Below are 24,864 nucleotides of genomic sequence, written 5' to 3' on the forward strand. Positions count from 1 at the left end.
AAAAGTTGGATTAGAACATTTCCCTACATATATATAATACGGTGCGTTCCACTGAAGTCGGCGGGCATCTCCATCAGCTCATCCAGCCAGGATAGGCCGTAACGGTTCAGGTAGTACATCACGTTGTATACTCTCTCCTGCAGCTTGCCCGCAGGCATCAGCGAGAGCTCAATCCTTTCCCACTGGCGCAGGGCGGCTTCATTTTGCTTCTCCATCGCATCCTGAGCTTTGGCCTGCAAAAAGGATATCTGGTCGATAATTTTCTCTTTGTTGTTCTGGCCCAGCTTGAGCAGCCCTGCCTGAATCGTCCCCAGTTGTTCAATTAGCGGCTCATACATTGCTGTAAAGGACTCCTTAACCTCGTTGAACCGGCGTTCAAGCTCCAGTTCATCCTGGGCAGCCAGCCACTCCTTGCGTTTACTCTCAAGGCCAGCGTACACATCATTGAACGAAAGCCCGTATTTTCCCATATGCTTATGCAGCGTGCCTTCGATGATCGTAAAGGACATTCGCGGCATAATCAGCGGCATCCGGTCGCCCACAACGCCAAAGGCCTGATGCGGTATCGCCCAATATGCAATCTCACCCTGCCCCAGTACAGTGGCCAGCACCGGCAGAACATAATTCTGCATCAGCGGGCGGGTCAATACGTTGTTGCTGAACCGTTCGGGATGTTCCTTCAGCACGGACAGCAGCTCATCCCTAGTAAAAGAAACCGTTCCTTTGCGGTCACTGAATCCGTCTTCTGACTTATGCAGCAGGAGCCGCGCACCCTCATGGATATAAAAGAGATTCGCGTTGCCCGGCGTTACCTCAGCCTGCAGCTCGTAACCGGCAGCTGTAATGTTCTCTGCAGCCTGCTTATAAGCTGACTCCAGTTCATCGTTCCGTTCAATCAATGTAGCGAAGAACGGACGTTCCAGAGCACGCAGAGCAGGATCTGCGGAATCCAGCAGAACCAGTCCGAATTTGCCGAACAGTGAACCCATCAGCTTGGCAAAAGCATCACTCATACAGCAGGCTGTCTCTGCTGATTTGCGGATAAACTCCATAATCTGCGGTTTAAATTCACTTTCCTGCAGCATACCGTCCAGCAGCTCAGTCACCTGCTGCCAGCCATCCTGTCCTACTGTAATCGCACTGACTGAAGCACGCGGTCCTTCAGGCTTGTCTACTTTTATTTTGGCCAGCTCTCCGGCTCTGTTTAATACAAAAGTGTGGTTAACCTCATCCCAGTCATGATCCTCACCGGCGATCCAGAATAACGGGACCACAGGCCGGCCAAGCTGTGCAGCAGCTTCTTTGGCGGCAAGAATTGCCGTTGCCGCCTTATAAATTACAAAGAGCGGACCGGTAAACAAGCCGCTTTGCTGTCCGCCGGTTATAGCCAGTGTTCCGGGCTGTTCCAGCAGGGCTAATGCCGCCATGACTTCCGGATAATTATTATGCTGCTGATTATAGCCACGCAGGACCGAAGCAACTTCAATGCGATTGGCACGCTGAAGCTCCGTACTGTCCAGCCAGTCCGCACGTTCCCTCCGGCTCATTTCGTTTCGGAAATCCCCGCCGTACAGCTTATCCACTGCTTCATAATGTTCTATATAGTCACGTGCGAGCTTTGACCCGCCCGATAACGGTTCCGGTACTATATTCATCTGCAATTACCCTCCTGTTCTACTCTGCCTGCTATATGTAAACATATATCTAGTCCATAAACTCTATATGATTGTATCCAAAGTAACGGCGCGCGTCAAAAAAAACCGTCTGACGCATAACAGGCGGGAGCTCAACGCTCCCGCCTGCATCGGTACAGCTGTATGATTTAAGCAAATCCTTTGGCAACAAAATGGCCTTTAGAAACTTCCACAAGCTCAAAGTCACTGTCATTTGATTTATCGCTGGCCGCATAAATCGGGCTGCCCAGCTCACCATCTAAATGAATCCGCTTTTTGTTTGCTTCCACTTCCGGATCCGGCTCCGGAATCGCCGAAAGCAACGATTTGGTGTACGGATGGAGAGGATTGGCATACAGCTCTTCACTTTCTGCCAGTTCCACCATTCTGCCCAGGTACATAACCGCTACACGGTCACTGATATGCTTAACCATGGACAGGTCATGCGCGATAAACAGATAAGTCAGGCCCAGACGGTCCTGCAGCTCCTTAAGCAGGTTGACAACCTGTGCCTGGATCGACACGTCAAGTGCAGAGATCGGCTCATCGCAGACGATGAATTTAGGATTTACTGCAAGTGCACGGGCAATCCCGATACGCTGGCGCTGCCCGCCGGAGAATTCATGCGGATAACGGGTAGCATGGTCATGATTGAGACCAACCATATCCAGCAGCTCTTCAATCCGTTTCTTACGCTCGGCGCGGCTTCCGCCCATGCCGTGAATATCCAGTGCTTCACCGATAATATCAGAAATCGTAAAGCGCGGGTTGAGCGATGCGTATGGATCCTGAAAGATCATCTGCATATCACGCCGCATAGCTTTCATCTTACCGGGCGACAGCTTGTATATATCCGTACCATTGTATTTAACGCTTCCGGCAGTCGGTTCATACAGACGGAGAACCGTACGGCCAGCAGTAGTTTTACCGCAACCGGATTCGCCTACCATCCCAAGGGTTTCGCCTTCACGGATGGAGAAATTAATATTATCAACAGCCTTAAGAACTTTACCCTTGCCCACATTAAAATATTTCTTAAGACCTTCAACTTCAATAAGGTTCTTACTCAAACGTACTGCACCTCCTTGGCCATCGAATGAATATTTCAGCGGGGCTCCATAAGCGTTCCGCTGAATTCTGTGACGCCGGGACTAAACCGTCTGCCTATATGCATTGCTTAGCTGCAATGCGCAGAGAACGGACAGCCCGCAGGCGGCATAATCAGATCGGGGGAACCGATGAAACAGTCCGCCCTTCATTTAGTTCTTTTGCGGCAGTCATTCATGATATTCATGATTGGCTCATACCACTGAAGAATTCGTGGGGATATTGGTTAAAGCGAGCCTCAGCATAATGAAGCCGGCTATTTCAAGAATCTCAATACCATTTTCCTCGCTTCGGCCGCTGACTTTTCTGATGTTAGATCAAAACTTCGTTTATCTATTTGCCCAAATTGATCGTCAGGTTCAAGAAGTCACCGGGTCTTGAAATATCATGCCAATATCTTCACCGCGAATACTTTCGATTTCGATTTCTGATCCAGCTATTTTTTCAGCTTAGGGTCGAGCGCATCGCGCAGTCCATCACCAAAAATATTAAACGAAAGCATGGTCAAGCTTATTACCAGCGCCGGGAAAATCATTCGCCACGGATAGTACAACCATCCAGTCAACGAGTCATTAATCATAGAACCCAAAGAGGCAACCGGTGCCTGTACACCCAGTCCAAGGAAGCTCAGAAACGCTTCAGAGAAAATTGCACTTGGAACGGAAAGTGTAACAGTAACGATAATAGGCCCCATCGCGTTAGGAAGCAGATGTTTGAACAGCAGGCGTTTCCAGTCAGCCCCCATGGAGCGGGAAGCCAGAATGAATTCACGGCTCTTCAGCTGCATAATTTCACCGCGTACAATCCATGACATGTTAATCCAGCCTGTAATGGTAAGTGCCAGGATGATAGTCCACAAGCTCGGCTCAAATACTACGAGCAGCATAATTACTACAAGCAAGTAAGGGATCGAGTACAGGATTTCGGAGAACTTATTCATTATAGTATCAACACGTCCGCCGAAGAAGCCCATAATACCACCGTAAATAACACCGAAGATCAAGTCAATACATGCAGCGGCAAGACCAACGATGAGGGAAATACGGGCCCCCATCCATGTACGCACAAATACGTCACGTCCGAAATCATCTGTACCAAATAAGTGCTCCATGGACGGCGGCTTGTTCGTACTCATAAGATCATTCGAGTCATACGTATAAGGAACAAGGTGTGGTGCTACAATGGCCATAATGATAATCACAAGCATAATAATCAAAGCTGTCATAGCCATTTTATTCTGACGCAGACGCTCCCACGCATCCTGCCAGGCGGAAAGGCTTTCACGCTGAATTACTTCTGCTTCTTTGTCATTAATGTCAATTTTACGAAAGTCCTCAGGCTTCAGTTCAACCTGTTTAACCATATTGTCATTAACAGCCAACGTTAGTCCCCCTTTCTGCCAGCAAGTTTAATTCGCGGATCAATGGCAACATAAGCAACGTCTGTAAGGAAACGTGCAACCATCAAAATAACGCCGTAGAAAATGGTGATCCCCATAATAATCGGATAATCACGGGTATTAATAGCTTGAACGAACTGTTTACCGATACCACCGATACCAAAGATTTGTTCAATAACGACCGATCCGGTAATAATGTTTGCAGTCATTGGTCCCACATAAGTGATTACCGGCAAAATACCGTTACGCAATACATGGCGGGATACAATCGAAAACCAGCTGAGGCCCTTTGCCTTTGCTGTCTTAATATAATCGGAATGCAATACCTCCAGCATACTGGAACGGGTAAGACGGGCTATAACGGCTATCGGGGATGCGGTGAGTGCCATTACCGGCAGGAAATAGTTCATCGGTCCTTTGAAGCCCATTACAGGGAATATTTTCCAGTGATAAGCCAGCAAATATTGAAGCAATGAAGCCACAACAAAGCTCGGTACCGCAATACCGAGAACAGCTAAAACCATAGCGACATTATCAATCAGCTTCCGGTGATACAGCGCCGCAAGCATCCCCAATGCTACACCTACGATTATTGCTACAATAATAGCAACAACCCCAAGCTTAAGTGATGAGGAGAAAGTCTGTCCGATAATGTGGGTTACATCCTGATTCAGCATTTTCATTGAAATGCCCAGGTCACCCTTCAGAATGTTTTTCAGGTAAAGCACGTACTGCTCCAAGACGGGCTTGTCCAAATTATACTGCGCATACAAGCGCTGCAGAATTTGTTCAGGAATTTTTTTCTCGGATGTAAACGGATCGCCCGGAATTGCTTTCATTAGGAAAAAGGTTGCAGAAATCAATACAAACAGCGAAACAACCATGTGGAGAAATCTGTTGAAAATATAACGAAACATGCCCGTCATCACCTCCTTCGACATTTTTTTACTTACCTATTGTAAGGAAAAAACATCGATTTGTCTATTTGACCAAATATCCATTTTTTCCAAATAATCACATTTAGCACCTTATACAAAAAAAAGGGATATATATGGAATTCCACATATATATCCCGAAGTAATATAAGAACTTCAGACTATTATATTACTGTATTAGGTTAATTTGAATATATCCTAGTGCTCAAGAAGATAAGCACGGGACAGATCGATTGCACCGCTGAAGTCAAGAGTAACACCTTTGAGATACTCTTTAGTCAGGGAGTTGTTTGTGTAGTAGTAGATTGGAATGACAACCATGTCATCCATCAGGATTTTTTCAGCAGCTGCGAACTTCTCTTGACGAACTGCATTGTCTGCAGAAGTCTTAGCTTCTTGGATCAGTTTATCGTACTCAGCATTGGAATAACCGCTATCGTTATTACCGCCGCCAGTTACCCACATATCCAGGTAAGTCATTGGATCATTGTAATCCGCGGACCAGCCGGCACGTGCTACTTGGTAGTTCAGGTTGTGTCTGTCTTCGATGAAGACACCCCACTCTTTGTTTTCCAGCTTAACTTCAACGCCGAGTGCTTTTTTCCATTGGTCAGCGATGGCTACAGCAATTTTCTGATGGCCTTCACTTGTGTTGTAGGTAATTGTGAATTCAAGTTTATCCAGACCTTCTTCTTTCAGACCTTCTTCGAGCAATTTCTTAGCTTCTGTAAGATCTTCCTTGAAGTATTGGGAATCAGCAACTTGAGCACGGAATTCTTGTTCATTACTTTGGATACCTGGAGGTACGAAGCCGAATGCCGGCAGTTGTCCACCCAGAGTGATGTTATCAATAATTGGCTGACGTTCAATCGCCATTGCCAATGCTTTACGGATTTTAGCATTAGTGAAAGGTTTTTCGGTTACGTTGAACTGGTAGTAGTAAACGCTCGCGATACCTTTTCTTGCAAATTCGTTAGGAAGTTCTTTTTCAACGATAGGCAGCTGTTCAGTTGGAATTTCACCAATTGGACCGCCTGCACGGTCAAGCTCACCGTTCTTGTAGCTCAGCAGCTCAGTTGCGCCACTGTTTACGATGGAGAAGTTGATTTGTTGCGCTTTAATATCATCAGCAGCGTAGTAAGATGGGTTCTTAGTTACTGCCAGGGATTGACCAGTAGTCCATTCAGTCAATGTGAAAGGACCGTTAGTGATTTGTGTATCCACTGCAGTTGCCCATTTTGCATTGTCCTTAACAGAGCTGTGTACTGGATAGTACGTATAGAAAGACAGCAGACCCAAGAAATAAGGTGTTGGGTTAGCCAGTGTTACTTCAAGCGTTTTTTCATCAATTACTTTGATACCAACCTGGCTGAAATCAGTGATTTTACCAGTGTTGAAATCTTCAGCACCTTTGATGTAGTACAGCTGGTAAGCATAAGGGGCTGCTTGTTCAGCATTCGGATCAAGGACGCGCTGCCAAGCGAAAGCGAAGTCGTTAGCAGTTACAGCGTCACCGTTGCTCCATTTGGAATCACGAAGATGGAAAGTGTACACGAGGCCGTCAGCGGAAATATCCCAGGATTCTGCAACGCCTTCTTCAGCTTGTCCTGTTTCTGCATTTTGACGGGTAAGTCCTTCATACATCAATTTCAGAATAGCATTAGATGTGCTATCTTGAGCTTGTTGCGGATCAAAAGTAGGAGGCTCAGAGCTCAAATTAATTTTAAGCGTCTGGTCAGCAGCCAACTTCTCTTCACCAGTGTTACCTGTGTTCGTGCCTGCATTGTCACCCGCCGGCGCATTAGTCGCCGCTGTGTTGTTGCCGCTGCTTGCATTGTTGTTACCGCCGCAGCCGGCAAGCACTGTGCCGATTACGAGAACCAATGCAATCATGAGCAAAAGACTTTTACTCTTTTTCATCTAGCAGTTCCCCCTAAATAGAATGTGGTATATGGTTTATGATTATACAACCAGTGGTCAAAAAAATCTAGAGCAATATTTTCTGAAAACACATTTTTTTTAAAACTTTAAAATTTTGTGACAGTGACGCTTCACCGGAGCAGTGGAACATTACATCGCTTGTGATATGTATTGAATAAGGACTATGAACAAAAAAAGTACATAAAGGGCACCCAGAAAAAAGAACGCCAGCCGCCAGACCGCCCGGAATAATCGCCTTCCATCAACCTTCCCTTTGATCCGGTTCTGGGCTCCGCCAATCAGTCCGGCGGATATTAATACAATAAGTAGTATAAAATAAAACCCGAATTCAGCATTGAAGAGAATATTAAATAAGGCCGAAACCGAAAGCAATAAAAATAAAGTCGTCACATCCATTGCCAGCAGCAAAGTCTTTTTCTTATCCTTCCTGAGCCCGATCCCGATGAAATAGACAATTAAAAAAGGAACAATCGGAATGACACCCAATGTGACAAATGAGTTTTGCAGCAGCTCCAAACAGCGTCACCTCTCTCTCGCACTCATGCCTTCAACAAGCCGGCAAATCCAGCGGTGCAGTGGAACCTGAATTCCCCGGCGCTCGGCCATCTCAACAATACTGCCGTTAATCCAGCGGATTTCCGTCTCCCTTGAGGCAAGGACATCTGCCAGCATGGAGGAGATATTATCCGATGTTGCCCGGCATACTTCAAGGATATGCTCCCAGGCATCCTCCTCGTAGGTAACGCCGCAGACATCATAAACGGCAACCGCTTCGGCATATAAATCCTTCATCAGCTGCAACCGCTGCCCGGAGGCAAGCAGCTCGCCGTTCTGTATGCGCCATATCGCGGTCAGCGGATTGATCACAGCATTGATCAAGAGCTTCCGGTAAATCAGGGTATTCACTTTGTTCGACATAGAGGCTGAAAATCCTGCTGTCAGGAGGGCATCCGTGAAACTTCTTGCTGCTGTGTATGATAGCCTGTCCGTTTCAGCACTAGTATGACCATCGTCTTCCTGCCCTATGTATATTTCTCCTCTTCCAGTATGAATTACTTCCGTAGAAGTTTCTCTCTTGGCTCCATCAGTAGTCACTGCAGCCCACACGGAGGCATTCGGCAGCAGCTGCCGGAGCTTTTGCAGATGGCCGTACCCGTTTTGAAAGCAGACAACATTCATGCTTCTGCTATACAAAGGGGACAGTATTTCCGGCAGCTCCTGATGAAGAGCCTGCTGTTTGAGTGTAAGTGCCACCCAGTCCCCGGGCTCATGCAGATAAGTACCGGCAAAGGCATTTGCGGAGGAAGCAAAAAACGCCGTTCCCGGAATTACGATAGGCGCAGCCCCATACTGGCAGCTAACCGTTAATCCCTCTTTATTGAGAGTATCAGCCTGTTCCTTACTCCTGCACCATATTCTGACGTCTTGACCGGCATGAATAAGTCTGCCAGCCAGCAGCAGTCCTATTGATCCCGCTCCGATAATATCTATTTTCATGAGTGCTTACGCATCCTTCCAATAATTTCCCTCATTATAGCCTGCTGCTGCCCGGAAATGCAAAGCACCCGCGAAAACAACTAAATTCCTTTAATCAAAACAATAAAAAGCCGCAAAACGTTTGCCTTCCGGCACTCGTCAGCGGCTTTTAACGGGAAGGATGACTATTCCATCCGTTCCAGGTTTCCGTTTGCATCCATTTTAAACCTTGTTTTCATTTCTTCTTCTTCTTCATTCAAAAAGGCCAGTCTGCGTGCCCGGTCCATGATCTGGATCAGAGCCTTGTAATCATCATTTACGACACGGTAATCGCTTTGAGCCAGATTCACCTCTTTGGACAGCCGTTCGTTCTCCGCCCGAAGCTCCGTCAGTTCATCTTCCTTATCCCTGAGATCCCGTTCAAGCATTTTCAGCTGACGGCCCGCCTCCTGGAATGTCCCTTTCCACTGCCTGAGAAACCGGATGACCGCATCAATAGATAAGGAGCTTTCATTCAGGTTGTCACTTCGACCGTACTCCTCTTCAATGTCACCAAGAATCAGGCCGGCTACCTGTGCTCCCCTGTTTACCGGCTGTTTTTTCAGATAACTCCGCTTCTGGCGCTGGCCTTTGGCGATGCCGATGGCATCCTCATAGCTTTTACGGACACAGCTGTTCCAGCGGAATCCGCATGCTGCCGAGGTTCTCCCGATTTTTTCCCCCACCTCTTCAAAAGCGGCAAGCTGGGTACTGCCTTCCCGGATATGACGCAGCGTTATTTCGGCCAATATCAAATCATCTTCCGCACTCCAAGCATCCTGTCTAACGGCTGTCATAAAGCCTAACCCTCCTAACAACATCTTGAAATAACCATCTTCATAACCGGCAGCTCCGCCGGATAGTGAATAGGGATAAAAGCTGCTTACTCCATTTCTATGCCTCTGCTAGAGTTCATAGAATCTATTTGATACTAAATTGTATTTCCATTTTGTCCCCACATCATACGCATAGCGTTATATTTTCCCGTTAAAGAATATGTCAACAGCAAAAATCATAATTATTATATAATTGCATATTTTTTTCAATGAATTCGTTTACAGTTTTTTGACGAGCAGGTATAATAGATCCAAAGAAGTGCTTTTCGGGAATCATTTCTAAGAAGGGGGATACTCTCTTGGACCGTATGTTCCGCGTATTGGGATTCTTCACACTCGTCATCGGGCTCATGGCCTTCGCTGGCGGTTTGACTGAAATGGCTTTACTCTTCTTTTTGCAGACCGCTTTTTTTGTGGTGCTGGGCTATATGAAATTTACCGAAAAAACGTATATCCTGCTCTTCTGGGGCTATATGATCGTAACTTTCACGGGATTCAGCTACTGGACAGTTTTTCAGATGGGACTGCCGCTGTAACATTAATAATCAGATCAAAACGGAGGTGCTCCTTGATTCAAGGATCAGCCTCCTTTTTTTGAATGTTACGTAAAGTAACTGATTCGGCTTTTATCATCAAGGCTCCACTTTGTGGGGTTATTTTGTATGTGCTCTTATAAGGAAACGGGGTATGATATTTTAACAGGACAAAACATACTATTAGTACATACCAGTCTATTCTGCAAAAGGTGGTGGTGTAGTGCTCCTTCGCAACAAATCAATCCGAAGGCTTTCCATTGTGATCATTCTTATACTGCTTACTATACTTCCGCAAGCATCAACAGCTTATTTATCAGCAGGCGGCCCTTCAGCCGTTTCGCCGCCTTCCTTCCCAGATAATGAAGAGACGCGCAGACTGCTGGAGCAGACGCTGTCTTCTGCTGAGATTGAAAAGGAAATCACCCGCATTACTGCCGAGCAAGCCGGTCTTGAGCGAAAAGCAGAAGAGCTGAGGACTCAGGCTGCTGTCAAGCAAACGGCTATAGCTGACCGCCAGGAGCGTGCAGGTGACATTATCCGTTCATATTATACGGGTGAAAGGGACGGGCTTCTCGCCGCCGTTCTTTCTGCGAGAAGCATCAGCCGGGTGCTTGCCCTGTATGATTATTATGAAATTATTATCAGGCGGGACCATGATATTCTAAAGGAGTATGAGGAGGATTATAAGGCTCTGAAGGCGACGCTGACGGCTGCTGAACGCAGTTCAAGAGAGCTTGAGGAGCTAAAAAGCGCACTGCAGGAGCAGAAAATCCGGGTCGCGGCGCTGAATGAGGAGATTGAGGGCGGCATTCAGGCCAGCAGTGATCCTGAAAGCATGAGTGCCCTTTTGAATGAGTTCACGAAATATTGGGAGAACATCGGATTGCATGAGGTAAAAATCTACTTCAAGGCATTGTCCTCAGCCATGAACCGGCTGCCCCAGTTTATCCAGGGCCGCGAGGGCGCCCTGACCCGCAAAGGTATGACTTATAACCTTACGCTGAAGGAAGAGGATTTGAATGAATTTCTGGTGTCACAGAATAAGCTGTTTAAAGATTTCGGCTTCCGATTTAATGACGGCAGTGTTATCGCCACAGGCTCAAGCGGCGGTTTGACACTGACCTTAACCGGCCACTACTCGATCCAGGAAGAACCCGTGAACGGTCTGATGTTCCACATTGATAACGTCGTGTTCAACGGACTGGAGCTCCCGGAATCGACGCGCCAGGATCTGGAGGATGAATTCGACCTTGGCTTCTATCCGGGTAAAATCGTCTCATTTCTGCATGCGACTGAGGTAGAGAGTAAGAATGGCGTACTCTATGTGAAGCTGGGCATTTCATTCTGATTCCAGGCCGATTGAGGACTTGTACCCTGCTGCATCAAGCTTGCCGGTCAGCAGCAGGGTGACGGCTGCTGAGACGGCATCCCAGCGGCCACCCGCCGGCTGCTCAGTGATTTCATCTTCCGTTAACAGCAGGTTTCCGTCAAACGGAAGGCCCGCAATCTCCGGCAGACCTGAACGGTACAGCTCCTCCAGCGCCGGCAGCCGCTGTGTATTCTCCAGCCATTCCATCTGTGCTGTTGGAGAAGTGATATATGCCAGCCAGTTGACTGCAGTTTCCGGATGGGCTGAGCCCGCAGGGAGCGCAAAAAACCTGCTATGCATCGCTTCATAACCTGCACTTCCTGCCGTACCTCCCGGAGCTTTGGCGGACAGTGAAGCATCCCCGTGCAGTCTCCATTCGGATAGCGGAAGCGCAGCGAGTGCAAGTCTGCCGCTCTGGAGCATGTCCCACATCTCCGGATTAAACCGGCTGCTTAGATAAAAATAGCTGCGGGCAACCTGTACCCACTCAAGAACAGAAGTATAATCCCCGGTCATCCTATGTCCCATACTTTCCAGCAATGCAGAGAAGCCATATGGATTACGGCTGTCCATGGCAAGCAGGTACTGCTCTTTCCCGGGCTCTTTCTGCTGGTGTTCACGCAGCTGGTTCAGCAGCAGGCTCCATTCCTCCAGACTTGCCGGCACTTCAGCAAATCCCAGTTCAGCTAAGTGCTGCGGGGAATAGACCAGTACATAAGGATCTACGTCCAGCGGAATCCCCCAGTCGTAGCCGTTCCATTGCATCTGCGGAATCAGCACCGTCAGCGGTGCACTGCCCGGCACACTCTGGTAGACATCCACCGGCAGCAGATATCCCCGTGTCGCCAGGTCGCGGATATTCCGGCCATCGGTCATAATAATATCCGGGCTCTCCCCGGTTGTCAGCTCCTGTTTGAGCACCTCGGCATTTTCTTCATTGTCAGCATTGCTGATCAGCACCTGGATCCCGGTCGACAATGTATAGTTGCTGCTGATCCGCTGCAGCTCCTTCAGTTCCGCACCGCTCATGGACACACGGATATTCAGGCTGGTTACACTGTCCTTATCTCTTGAATCCGGCTGTTCGGACAGGCTCTGCGGCTGTCTTGGCGGATCCGTACCTTCCGTAGTATCCAGCTCCATGCTCGGCGACAAGCTTGTCAGCGCCAGCAGCAGTACCGCGAACAGCAGCCAATAGTTTTTGCGTTTCAGCATGGTTCTGTCCCTCCCGTCTATTGAGTCCTTCCCTATTTTACCAGATGTCGGCGCCTATGTCTTTGGGGCTTTGAAAACGTTCTCTTTCTATTATATATGTAGCGGGGCGGGATGCTGAAAAGATTGCTGCCGCGACAGAAGGATACATTCCAAGAAAGCTTTGGACTTCCGGCCGCTGTTGTCTGCAGATTTCCAGATTATATCCCGCTGTTCACGGTTGAAATCCGCAGACAAAGGCGGACGCTTCCGCTCCTCTAGTTCCAAACTTCCTTTCCATTCCTCTTATCGCGAAAACAATCTTAAAACCTCCGCCCCGCAATGGGGCGAGCAGGCAAAAAGCCGGGAGGAAAATCTCCCGGCTTAGTATACAGTCCCGGAATTTGCCCGGGGGCTGCATGTATTTACAGCAGATCTGCAGCCAGCTGGGCCAGGCGCGAACGCTCGCCTTTTTCCAGAGTGATATGGCCGCTGATGCCCTCTTGCTTGAATTTTTCAACAATATAGCTGAGACCGTTGCTTGCCGCATCCAGGTAAGGGTGGTCAATCTGCTCAGGGTCGCCCATGAGGATGACCTTGCTCCCTTCCCCGGCACGGGAGACAATCGTCTTAACCTCATGGCGGGACAGATTCTGCGCCTCATCAATAATGATGAACTGCGACGGAATGGAACGGCCGCGGATATAGGTGAGCGCCTCGACCTGGATGCTGCCCAGGCCCATCAATATTTTATCGATATCGCCGGCTTTTTTGGTATCGAACAGGAACTCCAGGTTATCGTAGATCGGCTGCATCCATGGACGTAGCTTCTCATCCTTCTCGCCGGGGAGATAGCCGATATCCTTACCCATCGGAACTACAGGCCGGGCAATCAGAAGCTTCTTGTAGCGGTGCTCATCCTCCACCTTGAACAGACCGGCTGCCAGAGCCAGCAATGTCTTGCCTGTACCCGCCTTGCCAGTGATGGTAACGAGCGGGATATCCTCATTCAGCAGCAGCTCAAGCGCCATCCTCTGCTGGGCGTTGCGGGCGCTGATGCCCCAGACTGCGTCATTGCCGAGGTAAAGCGGCTCAAGCCGGGACGCATCACTGTTCACTTTGAGCAGGGCCGACTTGCCGCTGCCGATTTCATCCTTAAGAATAACGAACTCATGCGGATACAGCTTGAAAGAGAGGTTCAGCTGCTTCACGGACAAGGAACGGTTGCTGTAATATTCATCAATCAGCGACGGATGAACCAGCAGGGACTGATAACCAGTATATAGCTCGTTCAGGTCGCCGGTACGGTCGGACAGGTAGTCCTCCGGCGTTATGCCAAGCACATCCGCCTTGATGCGGACGAGCACATCTTTACTTACGAGTACCACAGGACGCGGTTCGGCTTTTTCGTTCTCCTCCAGGAGATAATTAAGCGCTACAGCCAATATCCGGTTGTCATTGGAGACTTCCCCGAACATCTCCTGTACCTTTACGAAGCTGCGGTGGTTCAGCTCCACCTTCAGCGTGCCTCCATGCTCCAGCTCCACCCCGCTATGCAGGTGGCCCAGCTCACGGAGTCCGTCTAACAAGCGTGACACGGTTCGGGCGTTGCGGCCGATTTCGTCGGCGTTGCGCTTCTTGGAGTCGATTTCTTCCAGAACTACAGCCGGAATGACTACTTCATTCTCCTTAAACGCAAAGATCGAATTGGGGTCGTGCAAGAGCACGTTAGTGTCTAGTACAAATATCTTTTTCATGATATCCCCTCCACAGCGCCTGGTTTGATTGATCATACATCATACATAACTCTTTTCAGCAAGGGCAACATAAGGTAAAGTACTGATTTTTGACTGAAAGGAGTATCTCATATGAGAAAATCAATGTGTCTGTTGCTGGTACTGCTGCTGCTGACAAGCTGCGGTATCGCCAATAAAGAGTCATCACCCTCTCCTCAGAGTAAACAATCGCCTGAAGTGTTAAGCAGCCAGGGGGAGCATGGAGTGCAGCAGCTGTCTGATGACAACACTGCCGCCCTCGATAACAAAAGGGAGTCCGATCCGGACAACCTTATGACGTTCAGGACAACAGTGATGTTGCACTGAAGGATCATTTTGAGCAGCTGGCCAAAAGAGTACCCGGTGTAAACGGAGCCCACTGTGTCGTCATGAACAACCTGGCCGTAGTCGGCATTGATGTAGACGGGTCGCTCGAGCGCTCGCGGGTCGGAAGCATCAAATATTCGGTAGCCGAGGCAATCCGTAAGGATCCCCGCGGGGTAAAAGCACTGGTCACCGCTGATATGGATCTCTCAGGCCGGCTGGATGATATGAGCCGCCATATGTCACAAGGTAATCCGGTTTCCGGATTCGCCTCCGAAATGGCAGATATTATCGGCCGGATCATCCCTCAGCTGCCTGAAGATACGAAGCCTCAAGGCAATAATCAATAAAGGCTTTGCCGCTGATCACTCCCTTATATTGGTATACCGGATAGACAAAAAAAGCCTAGTGACAGATCACTGGGCTTTTTGCATGGCGGCAAACACTTGTCCGTCCAGCTTCTCAGCTGCACGTGCATCGTATACCTTCGCATATTTAGGGGCGGACTCAAGCTGTGCGCCATAGAAAAGCGCATTGCGGACCGCTTCAATTTCAACATCAAAACAGCACATCTTAAAAGGCACGTCAGGGAGCGGATCCAGCTTAACTGCAGCGCGCCCGTTAATGGCATGAACGGTCCCCTCTCCGAAAACCGTAATGGTCACCAGCGGGTTAATCTTCATATTGTTCACCAGTCTCGACCGGTGGTCAATCGCAAGACGTAAGACAGAAGGACTCACGGCGTAGACCCAGGAAATGGCTGTAGACGTTGGGCCTCCGGATTCCGCATCCACCGTATTAAGAAGAACAAAGGTTTCCGATTGCAGCATCGATAGCAGGGATTCATTGAGCTGAGCAACGGCTTCGGACATAAGTACAGGCCCCCTATGCGGCAAATGTGCATTCAATTTATTATATTATAGCACACGCGTAAACTTGCATTCAATTTAGAGATGTTGTCTTGAAGCAGCTCAAGGTGTTTCAGAGGCTGCTGCTGAACCTGCAAGTGTTGCCTGAAGGCTCTGTCTGGCATTTTCCAGCTCTGTATCGTTAATATACACATACGGGCTGCGCCAAGTTCCTGTTACCGGCACAAAAGCTATATTCTCTTTGGAAATCTTCCAGTAGGTAGCAATCATGCTTTTAATCTGCTCATTCTCAATATCGGTTTCCAGATTGTTGCCGACAGCATCCATTACATTGCCGATTTTAAGCACACCGCCCAGTGACTGCATCTGCCCGACCAGCGCATTCAGCACCTCATTCTGGCGCTTGTTGCGGTCAAAGTCATCCGAGCCTTCCGTTTTCGGGCTGCAGTTGGACTTGCGGTACCGCACATAATCAAGTGCATCATCCCCGTTCAGCTGTGCCGGACCCTTTTTGAGATTAATATCGGTTCCGTCCACACTGTCCGTATAGCACATATCGGCGCTGATATTCACATCCACCCCGCCCAGCTCATCCACAATATCCCGGAAGCCCTGGAAATCAAGTACTGTCACATAATCAATATCAACGTCCAGATATTTGCCCATCATCGTCTTCATCTCATCTTCGGCTGATATGCCGGAAGTGTCCTCTTTGGATTTAAACCTTGCATAATAGGCATTAATCTTGTTCTTCTTATAACCGCTGAGCTCCACATACGTATCACGCGGCAGTGAAACGACCGTTGCCGATTTCGTATCCGGGTTCAGCGCAGCCACCATAATGACATCCGTCAGATTGGAGGGATGCTTAGGACGGTTATCGGTTCCCAGCAGCAGCATGGTCAGCGGCTTCGCAGAAGCAAGCTGTCCGCTGTCCACCGCCTGATCGGTACCAAAGCCGCCCTTCTCGAATTTGTAGTACAGGTATCCGGCATATCCCAGTCCGGCAAGCACGCCAATCAGCACCAGCATCAGCAGCATTCTGGTCAGCCTTGCAAAAAAGCTGCGCTTTTTAACTTTTTTCTTCTTCGTTTTGGTCTGAGGGGCAGTACGGTTCTGTTGTCCTCTGCCTCCCTGTGGTCCGTTTGATCTTGGAGGAAGGCTTCCCTTGCTATTACTCATAATGGAATAAAGTCCTTTTCATTTCACATAGATTTTGGTTCAAGCTACAAGCTTAGACGAAAACCGGAAGCAAAAGTTGCGTTTACCGGTGTTTGTCCGCCGCAGCAGCCTTCCGTCTCTGCCGGGCTTCCACCAGATAGCGGACCCGCACCAGCAGCATAAGCCCTACTGCAACCAGCAGGCACTGGATAATCGGCAGCTTGTCATGCTGAAAGATCAGCAGCATGCCGGAGCCGAGCGCCATCATGAGATACAGTACAATCTCCTTACCGATTGACAGCTTCTGATTGACACGGAAGACACGGTTATACACATACGTCAGCAGAACAAAAATGACGATATAAGCGACTATCGGATGATCAGCGAACCAGCTCTGCACTGCCCGTCACTCCTCCCGGAAATAGATGTCGCATCCATTATATCATTACTGCCGTCATTAATCTTTAAATTTAAGCAAAGCACCGCAGGACAACAAAAAACCGCCGGATTCCACATCCGCGGCTTATGGCTGTCAGCTTAAGCCTGGCTGGCTTGAGCCTGCTTACGCTGCTTCTCTGCACGCTCGCGCTCGCCCTTGTTCAGGATCTTCTTGCGCAGACGTACGGATTTTGGCGTGATTTCGCAATATTCATCATCATTCAGGTACTCAAGGGCACCTTCCAGTGAGAACAGACGCGGAGTTTTCATTTTAACCGTTTCATCCTTGGTGGCAGAACGCACGTTAGTCAGTGCTTTTTCCTTACAGATGTTAACGATAATGTCGTTATCACGGGTATGCTCGCCGACGATCATGCCTTCGTAGATGTCAGTACCCGGCTCCAGGAACAGAATACCGCGGTCTTCAACACCGATCATGCCGTAGAACGTAGTTGTTCCGGTTTCGCTGGATACCAGCACGCCCTGGTGGCGTCCGCCTACCTGGCCGCCGATCAGCGGAGCATAGCTGTCGAACGCATGGTTCATTACGCCATATCCGCGGGTCAGTGTCAGGAAGTGTGTATTGTAACCGATCAGGCCGCGTGCCGGAATCAGGAATTCCAGACGTACCTGGCCGGTACCGTTGTTGATCATGTTAACCATTTCAGCCTTGCGTGTTCCAAGGCTCTCCATAACAGCGCCCATGCTCTCTTCAGGGATATCGATCAGCAGGCGCTCAAGCGGCTCCATCTTGGCTCCGTCGATTTCCTTCACGATAACCTCAGGCTTGGAAACCTGCAGCTCATAGCCTTCACGGCGCATATTTTCGATCAGGATACCCAGGTGAAGCTCACCGCGGCCGGATACGATAAATGCGTCAGGGCTGTCTGTTTCGTCTACACGCAGGCTGACATCTGTTTCAAGCTCCTTGAACAGACGCTCACGCAGTTTACGGGAGGTTACCCATTTCCCTTCTTTACCTGCAAACGGGCTGTTGTTCACGAGGAATGTCATTTGCATAGTAGGCTCATCAATCTTCAGAACCGGCAGTGCCTCAGGGTTAGCCGGATCAGCAATTGTTTCACCAATGTTGATGTCCTTAATCCCGGCAATAGCGACGATATCGCCTGCACCGGCTTCTTCAGTTTCAACACGCTTCAGGCCCTGGAAGCCGAACAGCTTCTCAATACGCGCAGTTTTGCTCTTGCCGTCGCGCATAATAACCGTTACAGACTGGCCTTGCTTGATTACCCCGCGGTTCACGCGGCCGATTGCGATACGGCCCAGATATTCGTTGTAATCCATCAGGGTTACAAGGAACTGCAGCGGCTCGTCAACCTTTTCAGTCGGGGACGGGATGTGCTCAATGATGGTTTCATAGAGAGCAAGCATGTTGTCATCCTGCTTCTCAGGGTCCATGCTAGATGTACCGTTAAGGGCGGAAGCATACACAACCGGGAATTCCAGCTGATCATCGTTTGCTTCAAGCTCAATGAACAGGTCAAGTACTTCGTCAATAACTTCCTTAGGACGGGCAGCCGGACGGTCAATCTTGTTCACGACAACGATCGGAGTCAGGTTCTGCTCCAGCGCTTTGCGCAGGACGAACTTCGTCTGCGGCATGCAGCCTTCATAAGCATCAACAACCAGCAGTACACCGTCAACCATTTTCATAATCCGTTCCACTTCGCCGCCGAAGTCAGCATGGCCCGGGGTATCTACGATGTTGATGAGGAATTCTTTATAGGTAATGGCAGTATTTTTGGCAAGGATGGTGATTCCGCGTTCCCGCTCCAGGTCGTTAGAGTCCATTGCACGTTCCTGCAGAGTTTCATGGGCGCTGAAAATACCGGATTGCTGCAGCAGCTGATCGACAAGCGTTGTTTTACCATGGTCAACGTGGGCAATAATCGCGATATTGCGGATTTCTGTTCTTGAATGCATGATTTGTATCCAAATCCTCTCATTTATCAAATTAAAAATGTTTAAATTCTTGACATGTCACGGCAATCTCACAAAAGAAGCGCCTGGCAGAAAGCCGACGCTCCAACATTTCTTAATTCTATAGTGAAAGCACCATGAAAAGCAAGTCTTTTTATGAAAAAACGATTTCCAGCTCCGTGTAAATTTTCTAGTTCGCACAGCCGCTTTACCAGCCGCCGTTCCACTTTTTCCGGCTTCCCCGTCTTTTGCGGCCAGACATCAGCCAGATTCCCGCAGCTACCAGCACAATACCAAGCAGATATAGCGCACCCGTACCGATCATGCTGAACACCAGCAGTACAACGCTCAGCGCCCCGAGAATGACAGCAAAAGCTGTGAGACCTCCCGTCCTTGCCGGGGAATAAAAGGCATATTCATACAGGCCGACAGCAACACCAAGCAGCAGCACCGGCCACAGATGGCGCATATAACCCCAGCCCCAGGTATTACAGAAGCCGAACAGCAGGCCGTAAACCGTCAGAATACCTGCCGGAACCAGCACAGCTGCCGAAGCCCTCTTGCTGAAAAAAAGCACATGCAGGAACAGGCCTGGAATCAGAATTACGAGCGGCCACAAAGCCCGTCCGAGAAATCCGAATACCCCCAGCTTTCCCAATAAAATGATAAGGCCGGCGGCGGCAATGAATATCCCCAGTTTCATGTCTTTATTTGATGACATTATTCACCTATCCCTTCATCGTTCACTTCTTTTCGCTGGATTTCTTTTATATTTTAGCTGAAACTGCCATAAAACGCCATCATTCAGCAGTTATTTCTCTTTGAAAATTGCACCTTCCTGCAGAGCGGCAAAAAGGCTGCACCGGAGCTTTTTCAGCTTCCGGCACAGCCCTCATTATTACCGCTTCTTAACTGGCTGATACCAGCCGTTTCCTGAACGCGCCTGTCAGGATAACAATGATGCCCAGAGCAATTGGCAGGAAGGTATGATAGGAAGGCAGGAAGAACGAGATCACGAGCCCGAACTTGGCATCCTGCAGCAGCATATCCCCTGCCGTATGGGCAAGTATGAACGCGCCGATGTAGACAAGAATTGGAAAACGGTGCAACCAGCCTACAATAATACCGCTTCCCCACACGACAATCGGAATACTGAGCATAATGCCGATAACAATCAGGGCGAGATCCCCTTTGGCTACTCCGGCAATGGCCAGAACATTGTCAAGGCTCATGACGAAGTCGGCCAGCAGAATGGTGCGGATGGATCTCCACAAGCTCGAACCCTCATCACGGACTGTAACCTCATCCTCTTCCTCCAGCAGCAGCTTGAACGCAATCCACAGAAGCAGAATTCCTCCGCCGGCTTGAATATACGGGATCTGGAGCAGCAGCACTGCGGCAAAGGTCAGCATGCACCGCAGGGCCACTGCACCAGCCGCCCCCCACCAGACTGCCAGTTTCCGGTGCTTCTCCGGCAGGTTTTTGCTGGCCATCGCGATTACCATCGCGTTGTCCCCGCTCAGCACTAGGTTGATCATCAGTATTTCACCAAGCAGAACTATCGAATCCATAGGTTTCTTACCTCCCCGGGCTACATGTATTACATGTATGTCCACAGCGGGCAAGCTATGCTTCCTGTCCAATTATTTATAAGGATCAGGCATCGGCTGACTAGAACCATTCCTCCTGCAGCCCGGACTGGGCGGGCACCAGATCTTGCGGCTTCTCTTCACCGTACGGTGTAATGGTAACCGTCTCCGTGCCTGCGACCGCCTCATCCAGCCGTGCAGAATATCGGGGCAGAGTCGCTTCAATCTTTTCAATGATCCGCAGGTTCGGGTTGGTTGTGGGCGATTTCGGGACAAACAGGGTGCAGCAATCCTCATAAGGCAGAATCGACAGGTCGTACGTTCCGATTCTCTGGGAAAGTTCCACTATCTCACTCTTATCCATCATCACCAGCGGACGGAGCAGCGGAAGCGCAGTGGCACGGCCAATGACGTTCATGCTCGACAAGGTCTGGCTGGCCACCTGCCCCAGGCTGTCTCCCGTTACGATAGCAAGCGCGCCTTCCCGCTCAGCCAGCCGGGTGGTGATTCTCAGCATCGCTCTGCGCATCAGCGTAATGATCAGATTATCCTGCCCTATTCCGGTAAAAGAGGTCTGCACCTCCGTAAACGGCACCAGGTGCAGCTTGATTACCCCTGCATAACGCGACAGCACACGCGCCAGATCAACAACCTTTTGGCGGGCAAGCTCGCTTGTATACGGGTAGCTGTAGAAATGGACACACTCCACCTCAAGCCCCCGGCGCATGGAGGACCAGGCTGCTACCGGGCTGTCGATGCCGCCAGACAGAAGCAGCATAGCCTTCCCGTTCGTACCCAGCGGAAATCCGCCTACACCTTCAATCTGATCGCAAAAAATATACGTTGACCCCTCGCGGATCTCCAGCTTCAGCTCAAGCTCAGGCGACTTTACATCGACCAGCAGCCCCGGATAGCCCTGCAGCAGCGGGGTGGAAATCAGCTTATTCATCTCAATTGAGCCATGCGGGAAGTCCTTCCACACACGGCGCGCGTTAACCTTGAAGGTTGTCCCCTGCGGCGGGGCGATGACTTCCAGGAATCTCCGGCTGGCTGCCAGAATATCGTCAAATTCCGAGCGTGAAACCTTGACCGGACTGATTGAAGCGATGCCGAATACATTCCTCAGCGCTTCCGCCAGCTCACTTGCAGGCTCACCGTTCAGCGTTACATAAATCCGTCCGAATTCCTTGCTAAGCACAGCTTTCGGATAGGGCTTTACCATTTCCTTGACATGGCGCAGCACGGTCTTCTCGAACCGGTTGCGGTTCTTGCCCTTCAGCGTAAACTCCCCGAAGCGAAGCAGCAGCATATCGGCATATTCAATGCTGCTTCCGCGGCCTTCCGCGGCTTCAGTCCTATTCTCTCTCATTAATCAGTCCCTGCCTCTCTCCACAATCTTCAAAGCTTGTACAGCGGACAGCAGCGCCTGCTCCAAGGCCTCAATATCAGCCTGCGTATGAACATCCCCAAGGCTGATGCGCACACCGCCAAGCGCAGCTGCCGCATCCCTGCCCATGGCCAGCAGAATCCGGCTGGGTTCAGCCAGCCTGGAGGAACAGGCGGAGCGGGTAGAAACCGTCATCCCCAGCTCCTCCAGCTTGCGGGCCATCACCTCTCCATTTACGGCCGGATAGGAAAAATGCACAATATGCGGCGCTCCGTCCCTGCTGCTGTTCACTGTAAACTCGGGAACTCCCGACAAAAACGCCAGCAGCCGGTCCCGCAGCGGTGTAATCTGCCTATAATAGGCTTCCCTGTTTTCTGCACTCATACGGACCGCCTTGGCAGAAGCGACGATTGCAGCTACGTTCTCCGTGCCTGCCCGCCCCCCCTGCTCCTGCGATCCGCCGGTAAGCAGCGGGAACAGCGCAACGCCCTCCCGCACATAAAGAATGCCTACACCGCGCGGACCGCGGAGTTTATGGGCAGACAGGCTGTACAGATCCGCCTGCCATTCCTTCAGCTCCGTGGCCAGTTTTCCGAAGCCCTGTACACCGTCCACATGAAACAGCGTACGGTGATTGGCTGCCTTGACCAGCCGTCCGATGTCTTTAAGCGGCTGTACCGCACCTGTCTCATTGTTGACGTGCATGACGCTGACCAGCACCGTATCCCGCCGGACTGCAGCAGCAATTCCGGCCGGATCTACCACTCCCGTGGAGTCGGGTGCCACAAACGTCACCTCCCAGCCAAGGGACTGCAGCTGCTGGCAGCTCTCATATACAGAAGGGTGCTCGATCTGCGTGGTAACAATATGGCGTCCCCTGCCCTGGTACTGCAGGGCTGCGCCTTTAACAGCCAGGTTATTGCTCTCCGTGGCTCCTGATGTGAACAGGATTTCATGAGGTGCTGCACCAAGCGCTGCGGCACATACCTCTCTGGAGCGTGCAAGCAGCCGTTCCGCTTCTCTCCCTGCACGGTGCAGCGAGGAGGGGTTGGCATAATGCAGCCTCATAATTTGTCCCATCGTCTGGACAACTTCCTCATACGGCGGGGTTGCTGCGGCATAATCCCAGTACAGCATATATTTAAGTTCTCCTTTATCTTGTTAACTAATCAGCATTAAACAATGATCCTATCAAGACTTATAGAATACCTTATTGTATAGTCCATATAAAGTCCGGGCCGAAAAAAAAGACCAAACGGTCATATCCCGCTGCAGAGTGCGGGAACACCGTTTGATCTTGTTATTATAGCGCGTATTCGGCGCGGGCGCGTTCAATTTTAGTAATATAAGCCTGCGTTTCTTTGGGAAGAAGGCTCAGCTTCTGCATCAGCTCTTCGTCATTGCTGACGCCAAGCTTGTTCACCCGTCCGGGTCCGGCATTATATGCAGCGAGTGCCATTTTCTCTTCCCCGTCATAACGCTTCAGCTGATAGGATAAGTAGCGCACACCGCCGTCGATATTCTGGGCCGGATCGAACGGATCCGATACGCCAAGCCCGTTAGCTGTTCCATCCATAAGCTGCATCAGCCCTTTGGCTCCCGCCGACGAAACCACATTCGGATTAAACGAGGATTCCGTATCGATCACTGCCTTGATCAGGTCAACCGGCACGCCGTATTTTGCACTTGCTGTCTGAATCAGCTCTTCGTAATCTGTCGGTACACTCTCCACGTTTCCTTCGGATATGCTGCCATAACCGACGCTTGCTGCACCAAGCTGCTGCCAAATCAGGCTGCTCAGCGCCGTACTGTCTGCAAGTGTAGCCACTCCCGAAAGACTGCTTTCGTCCGCAGGCTGTGCAGAAAGCTGCTGCAGGACAGCGGCGAACTCAGCTTTGGACGAGCTTTGAGCTTCAGCCGCGCCTGCTGCTGCCGGCAGTCCGCTGCTTGAACGCAGGTTCACCCACTTCAGCTGCCCAAGCCCGCTTGCTGATGCTGGATCGATACTCATTTTTGTACATCCTTCTTTCTGGTTTAATCTTTATATAAATATCCTGGTAGGAAGAAGCTCTATTTTAAATTTGAGATACGCCTTTATTTTACAATTCATTCATCATAAATGCTATATAGCATCAAGAAAAAACAGACTTCCGACCCTCATAGATAGGTCCAAAAGCCTGTTTCGTTCCTGCTTTTCCTTATTCCCGGCATTACCTGGCAAAGGGTATCATTACAAAATAACTTAATGTAGACACGATCCCCAGTCCCATCGCCCAGGCTCCCGCTGTTTTCTGCCCGCGGGAATAGGCGTTGTAACCAAGAACAACCGCCACGGGTCCGGCAATAATGGACCAGATAAATAACGAAACGACCCCGAACCCCAGAGCGATATAGCCCATTGTCCTGCTGTCGTTATGCTCACCAGCTGACTGCCGGACCTCTGACCCGTTACTGTCGCTGGTTCCCGGTTGACGCACCAGTGGCGGACTCACCTCGGCAGCATATTCCTCGCGGTGTGCCGGGTCGCGTCTTGGATAATCCACACGGCTGCGCGGACGCAGGATTACTTTTCTGCGCCGTGACGGGTCAACCTTTGTCCCCTCATCATTAGATTCCATTGGTCATCCCCCTACTCGCCCGGCTTAAAGGTCAGACAACAGGTTGCGGATGAAGTGCCCGCATGATCATGATGATTGCCGCGGCTTGTCATCTCCTCGGCGAATTCTTCCTTGAAGGCGCTGCCCGCATGCTTGTCGATTTCAATAACGATCTCTTCAGCCCGGCATACATTTTGCGAACCCCAATAATGGCAATTGCTTACGCTGCATCTTACAAGCGGTTTGGCGTTTGACATGATTATCATCACCTCGGTATCATT

Annotated in this window: 25 protein-coding genes; 4 read left to right on the forward strand and 21 right to left on the reverse strand. The window is 50.0% G+C overall.

The genetic code is table 11. The features are described 5' to 3' along the window. Positions 1–23 precede the first annotated feature (23 nt). From bshC to AWJ19_RS19935, 8 genes are all read right to left on the reverse strand, one after another. Positions 24–1,655 carry a bacillithiol biosynthesis cysteine-adding enzyme BshC gene (gene bshC / locus AWJ19_RS19900; RefSeq protein WP_068726376.1) on the reverse strand — a complete coding sequence of 544 codons (1,632 nt, stop codon included), beginning with the start codon at positions 1,653–1,655 and terminating at the stop codon, positions 24–26. A 167-nt stretch (positions 1,656–1,822) separates the two neighbouring features. Then, positions 1,823–2,743, reverse strand: coding sequence for an oligopeptide/dipeptide ABC transporter ATP-binding protein (locus AWJ19_RS19905; RefSeq protein ID WP_068726377.1), 921 nt, complete (start codon positions 2,741–2,743; stop codon positions 1,823–1,825). A gap of 473 nt (positions 2,744–3,216) precedes the next feature. Then, complete coding sequence (locus tag AWJ19_RS19910; RefSeq protein ID WP_277815826.1) at positions 3,217–4,161, reverse strand: ABC transporter permease; 945 nt, start codon at positions 4,159–4,161, stop codon at positions 3,217–3,219. Positions 4,162–4,163: 2 nt separating this feature from the next. Next, positions 4,164–5,096, reverse strand: a complete 933-nt coding sequence (locus AWJ19_RS19915) for an ABC transporter permease (RefSeq protein WP_068726379.1) — start codon at positions 5,094–5,096, stop codon at positions 4,164–4,166. Between the two features lie 216 nt (positions 5,097–5,312). Then, positions 5,313–7,034 (reverse strand): peptide ABC transporter substrate-binding protein, encoded by a 1,722-nt coding sequence (locus AWJ19_RS19920; RefSeq protein ID WP_068726381.1) that lies wholly within the window; start codon positions 7,032–7,034, stop codon positions 5,313–5,315. Positions 7,035–7,184: 150 nt separating this feature from the next. Beyond that, the gene (locus AWJ19_RS19925; RefSeq protein WP_068726383.1) at positions 7,185–7,571 is read right to left on the reverse strand and encodes a DUF3397 domain-containing protein; all 387 of its coding nucleotides are present in this window, start codon (positions 7,569–7,571) and stop codon (positions 7,185–7,187) included. 6 nt (positions 7,572–7,577) lie between these two features. Next, the gene (locus tag AWJ19_RS19930; protein ID WP_068726384.1) at positions 7,578–8,552 is read right to left on the reverse strand and encodes a 2-dehydropantoate 2-reductase; all 975 of its coding nucleotides are present in this window, start codon (positions 8,550–8,552) and stop codon (positions 7,578–7,580) included. Positions 8,553–8,716: 164 nt separating this feature from the next. Continuing rightward, the gene (locus AWJ19_RS19935; RefSeq protein WP_068726386.1) at positions 8,717–9,367 is read right to left on the reverse strand and encodes an RsfA family transcriptional regulator; all 651 of its coding nucleotides are present in this window, start codon (positions 9,365–9,367) and stop codon (positions 8,717–8,719) included. 338 nt (positions 9,368–9,705) lie between these two features. Between AWJ19_RS19935 and AWJ19_RS19940 the strand changes: the two genes are divergently transcribed. Both AWJ19_RS19940 and AWJ19_RS19945 read left to right on the forward strand, forming a co-directional pair. Then, the gene (locus AWJ19_RS19940; protein WP_068726388.1) at positions 9,706–9,942 is read left to right on the forward strand and encodes a DUF2626 domain-containing protein; all 237 of its coding nucleotides are present in this window, start codon (positions 9,706–9,708) and stop codon (positions 9,940–9,942) included. A 259-nt stretch (positions 9,943–10,201) separates the two neighbouring features. Beyond that, the gene (locus AWJ19_RS19945; RefSeq protein WP_241781817.1) at positions 10,202–11,290 is read left to right on the forward strand and encodes a hypothetical protein; all 1,089 of its coding nucleotides are present in this window, start codon (positions 10,202–10,204) and stop codon (positions 11,288–11,290) included. Here the strand turns inward: AWJ19_RS19945 and AWJ19_RS19950 are convergent. Both AWJ19_RS19950 and AWJ19_RS19955 read right to left on the reverse strand, forming a co-directional pair. Further along, complete coding sequence (locus AWJ19_RS19950) at positions 11,282–12,526, reverse strand: extracellular solute-binding protein (RefSeq protein WP_068726392.1); 1,245 nt, start codon at positions 12,524–12,526, stop codon at positions 11,282–11,284. The two genes, AWJ19_RS19945 and AWJ19_RS19950, sit on opposite strands and share 9 nt — an antisense overlap. A gap of 401 nt (positions 12,527–12,927) precedes the next feature. Further along, entirely contained in the window at positions 12,928–14,259 is a 1,332-nt protein-coding gene (locus AWJ19_RS19955) for a PhoH family protein (RefSeq protein ID WP_068726393.1), read from the reverse strand. A 111-nt stretch (positions 14,260–14,370) separates the two neighbouring features. On the opposite strand from AWJ19_RS19955, the gene AWJ19_RS34210 reads away from it, so the two are divergent. Further along, complete coding sequence (locus AWJ19_RS34210) at positions 14,371–14,604, forward strand: hypothetical protein (protein ID WP_082708009.1); 234 nt, start codon at positions 14,371–14,373, stop codon at positions 14,602–14,604. Positions 14,605–14,621: 17 nt separating this feature from the next. Further along, positions 14,622–14,951, forward strand: coding sequence for a YhcN/YlaJ family sporulation lipoprotein (locus tag AWJ19_RS34215; RefSeq protein WP_347231133.1), 330 nt, complete (start codon positions 14,622–14,624; stop codon positions 14,949–14,951). A 66-nt stretch (positions 14,952–15,017) separates the two neighbouring features. Here the strand turns inward: AWJ19_RS34215 and AWJ19_RS19965 are convergent, their stop codons facing one another. From AWJ19_RS19965 to AWJ19_RS20015, 11 genes are all read right to left on the reverse strand, one after another. Further along, on the reverse strand, positions 15,018–15,473 hold the full coding sequence (locus AWJ19_RS19965) for a pyridoxamine 5'-phosphate oxidase family protein (RefSeq protein WP_068726394.1): 456 nt from the start codon (positions 15,471–15,473) through the stop codon (positions 15,018–15,020). Between the two features lie 99 nt (positions 15,474–15,572). Beyond that, positions 15,573–16,652: an LCP family protein gene (locus tag AWJ19_RS19970; RefSeq protein ID WP_068726395.1), complete on the reverse strand. Its 1,080-nt coding sequence runs from the start codon at positions 16,650–16,652 to the stop codon at positions 15,573–15,575. An 82-nt stretch (positions 16,653–16,734) separates the two neighbouring features. After that, positions 16,735–17,031, reverse strand: coding sequence for a YlaH-like family protein (locus AWJ19_RS19975; protein ID WP_068726396.1), 297 nt, complete (start codon positions 17,029–17,031; stop codon positions 16,735–16,737). A gap of 137 nt (positions 17,032–17,168) precedes the next feature. Next, the gene (typA, locus tag AWJ19_RS19980; RefSeq protein ID WP_068726397.1) at positions 17,169–19,013 is read right to left on the reverse strand and encodes a translational GTPase TypA; all 1,845 of its coding nucleotides are present in this window, start codon (positions 19,011–19,013) and stop codon (positions 17,169–17,171) included. 205 nt (positions 19,014–19,218) lie between these two features. Continuing rightward, positions 19,219–19,731 carry a hypothetical protein gene (locus AWJ19_RS19985; RefSeq protein ID WP_068726399.1) on the reverse strand — a complete coding sequence of 171 codons (513 nt, stop codon included), beginning with the start codon at positions 19,729–19,731 and terminating at the stop codon, positions 19,219–19,221. A gap of 187 nt (positions 19,732–19,918) precedes the next feature. Beyond that, positions 19,919–20,581 (reverse strand): TerC family protein, encoded by a 663-nt coding sequence (locus AWJ19_RS19990; protein ID WP_068726401.1) that lies wholly within the window; start codon positions 20,579–20,581, stop codon positions 19,919–19,921. Positions 20,582–20,681: 100 nt separating this feature from the next. Continuing rightward, a complete protein-coding gene (gene thiI, locus AWJ19_RS19995) occupies positions 20,682–21,968 on the reverse strand; it encodes a tRNA uracil 4-sulfurtransferase ThiI (protein WP_082708011.1) in 1,287 nt (428 codons plus the stop codon). Positions 21,969–21,971: 3 nt separating this feature from the next. Next, positions 21,972–23,123 carry a cysteine desulfurase family protein gene (locus AWJ19_RS20000; protein WP_068726403.1) on the reverse strand — a complete coding sequence of 384 codons (1,152 nt, stop codon included), beginning with the start codon at positions 23,121–23,123 and terminating at the stop codon, positions 21,972–21,974. 166 nt (positions 23,124–23,289) lie between these two features. Beyond that, positions 23,290–23,997 carry a lytic transglycosylase domain-containing protein gene (locus tag AWJ19_RS20005; RefSeq protein ID WP_068726405.1) on the reverse strand — a complete coding sequence of 236 codons (708 nt, stop codon included), beginning with the start codon at positions 23,995–23,997 and terminating at the stop codon, positions 23,290–23,292. A 199-nt stretch (positions 23,998–24,196) separates the two neighbouring features. Next, a complete protein-coding gene (locus tag AWJ19_RS20010; protein WP_068726407.1) occupies positions 24,197–24,604 on the reverse strand; it encodes a hypothetical protein in 408 nt (135 codons plus the stop codon). Positions 24,605–24,615: 11 nt separating this feature from the next. Further along, the gene (locus AWJ19_RS20015; RefSeq protein ID WP_082708012.1) at positions 24,616–24,840 is read right to left on the reverse strand and encodes a DUF1540 domain-containing protein; all 225 of its coding nucleotides are present in this window, start codon (positions 24,838–24,840) and stop codon (positions 24,616–24,618) included. Positions 24,841–24,864: the final 24 nt, after the last annotated feature.

The organism is Paenibacillus sp. DMB5 (assembly GCF_001517085.1).
Lineage (GTDB): Bacteria > Bacillota > Bacilli > Paenibacillales > Paenibacillaceae > Paenibacillus_AQ.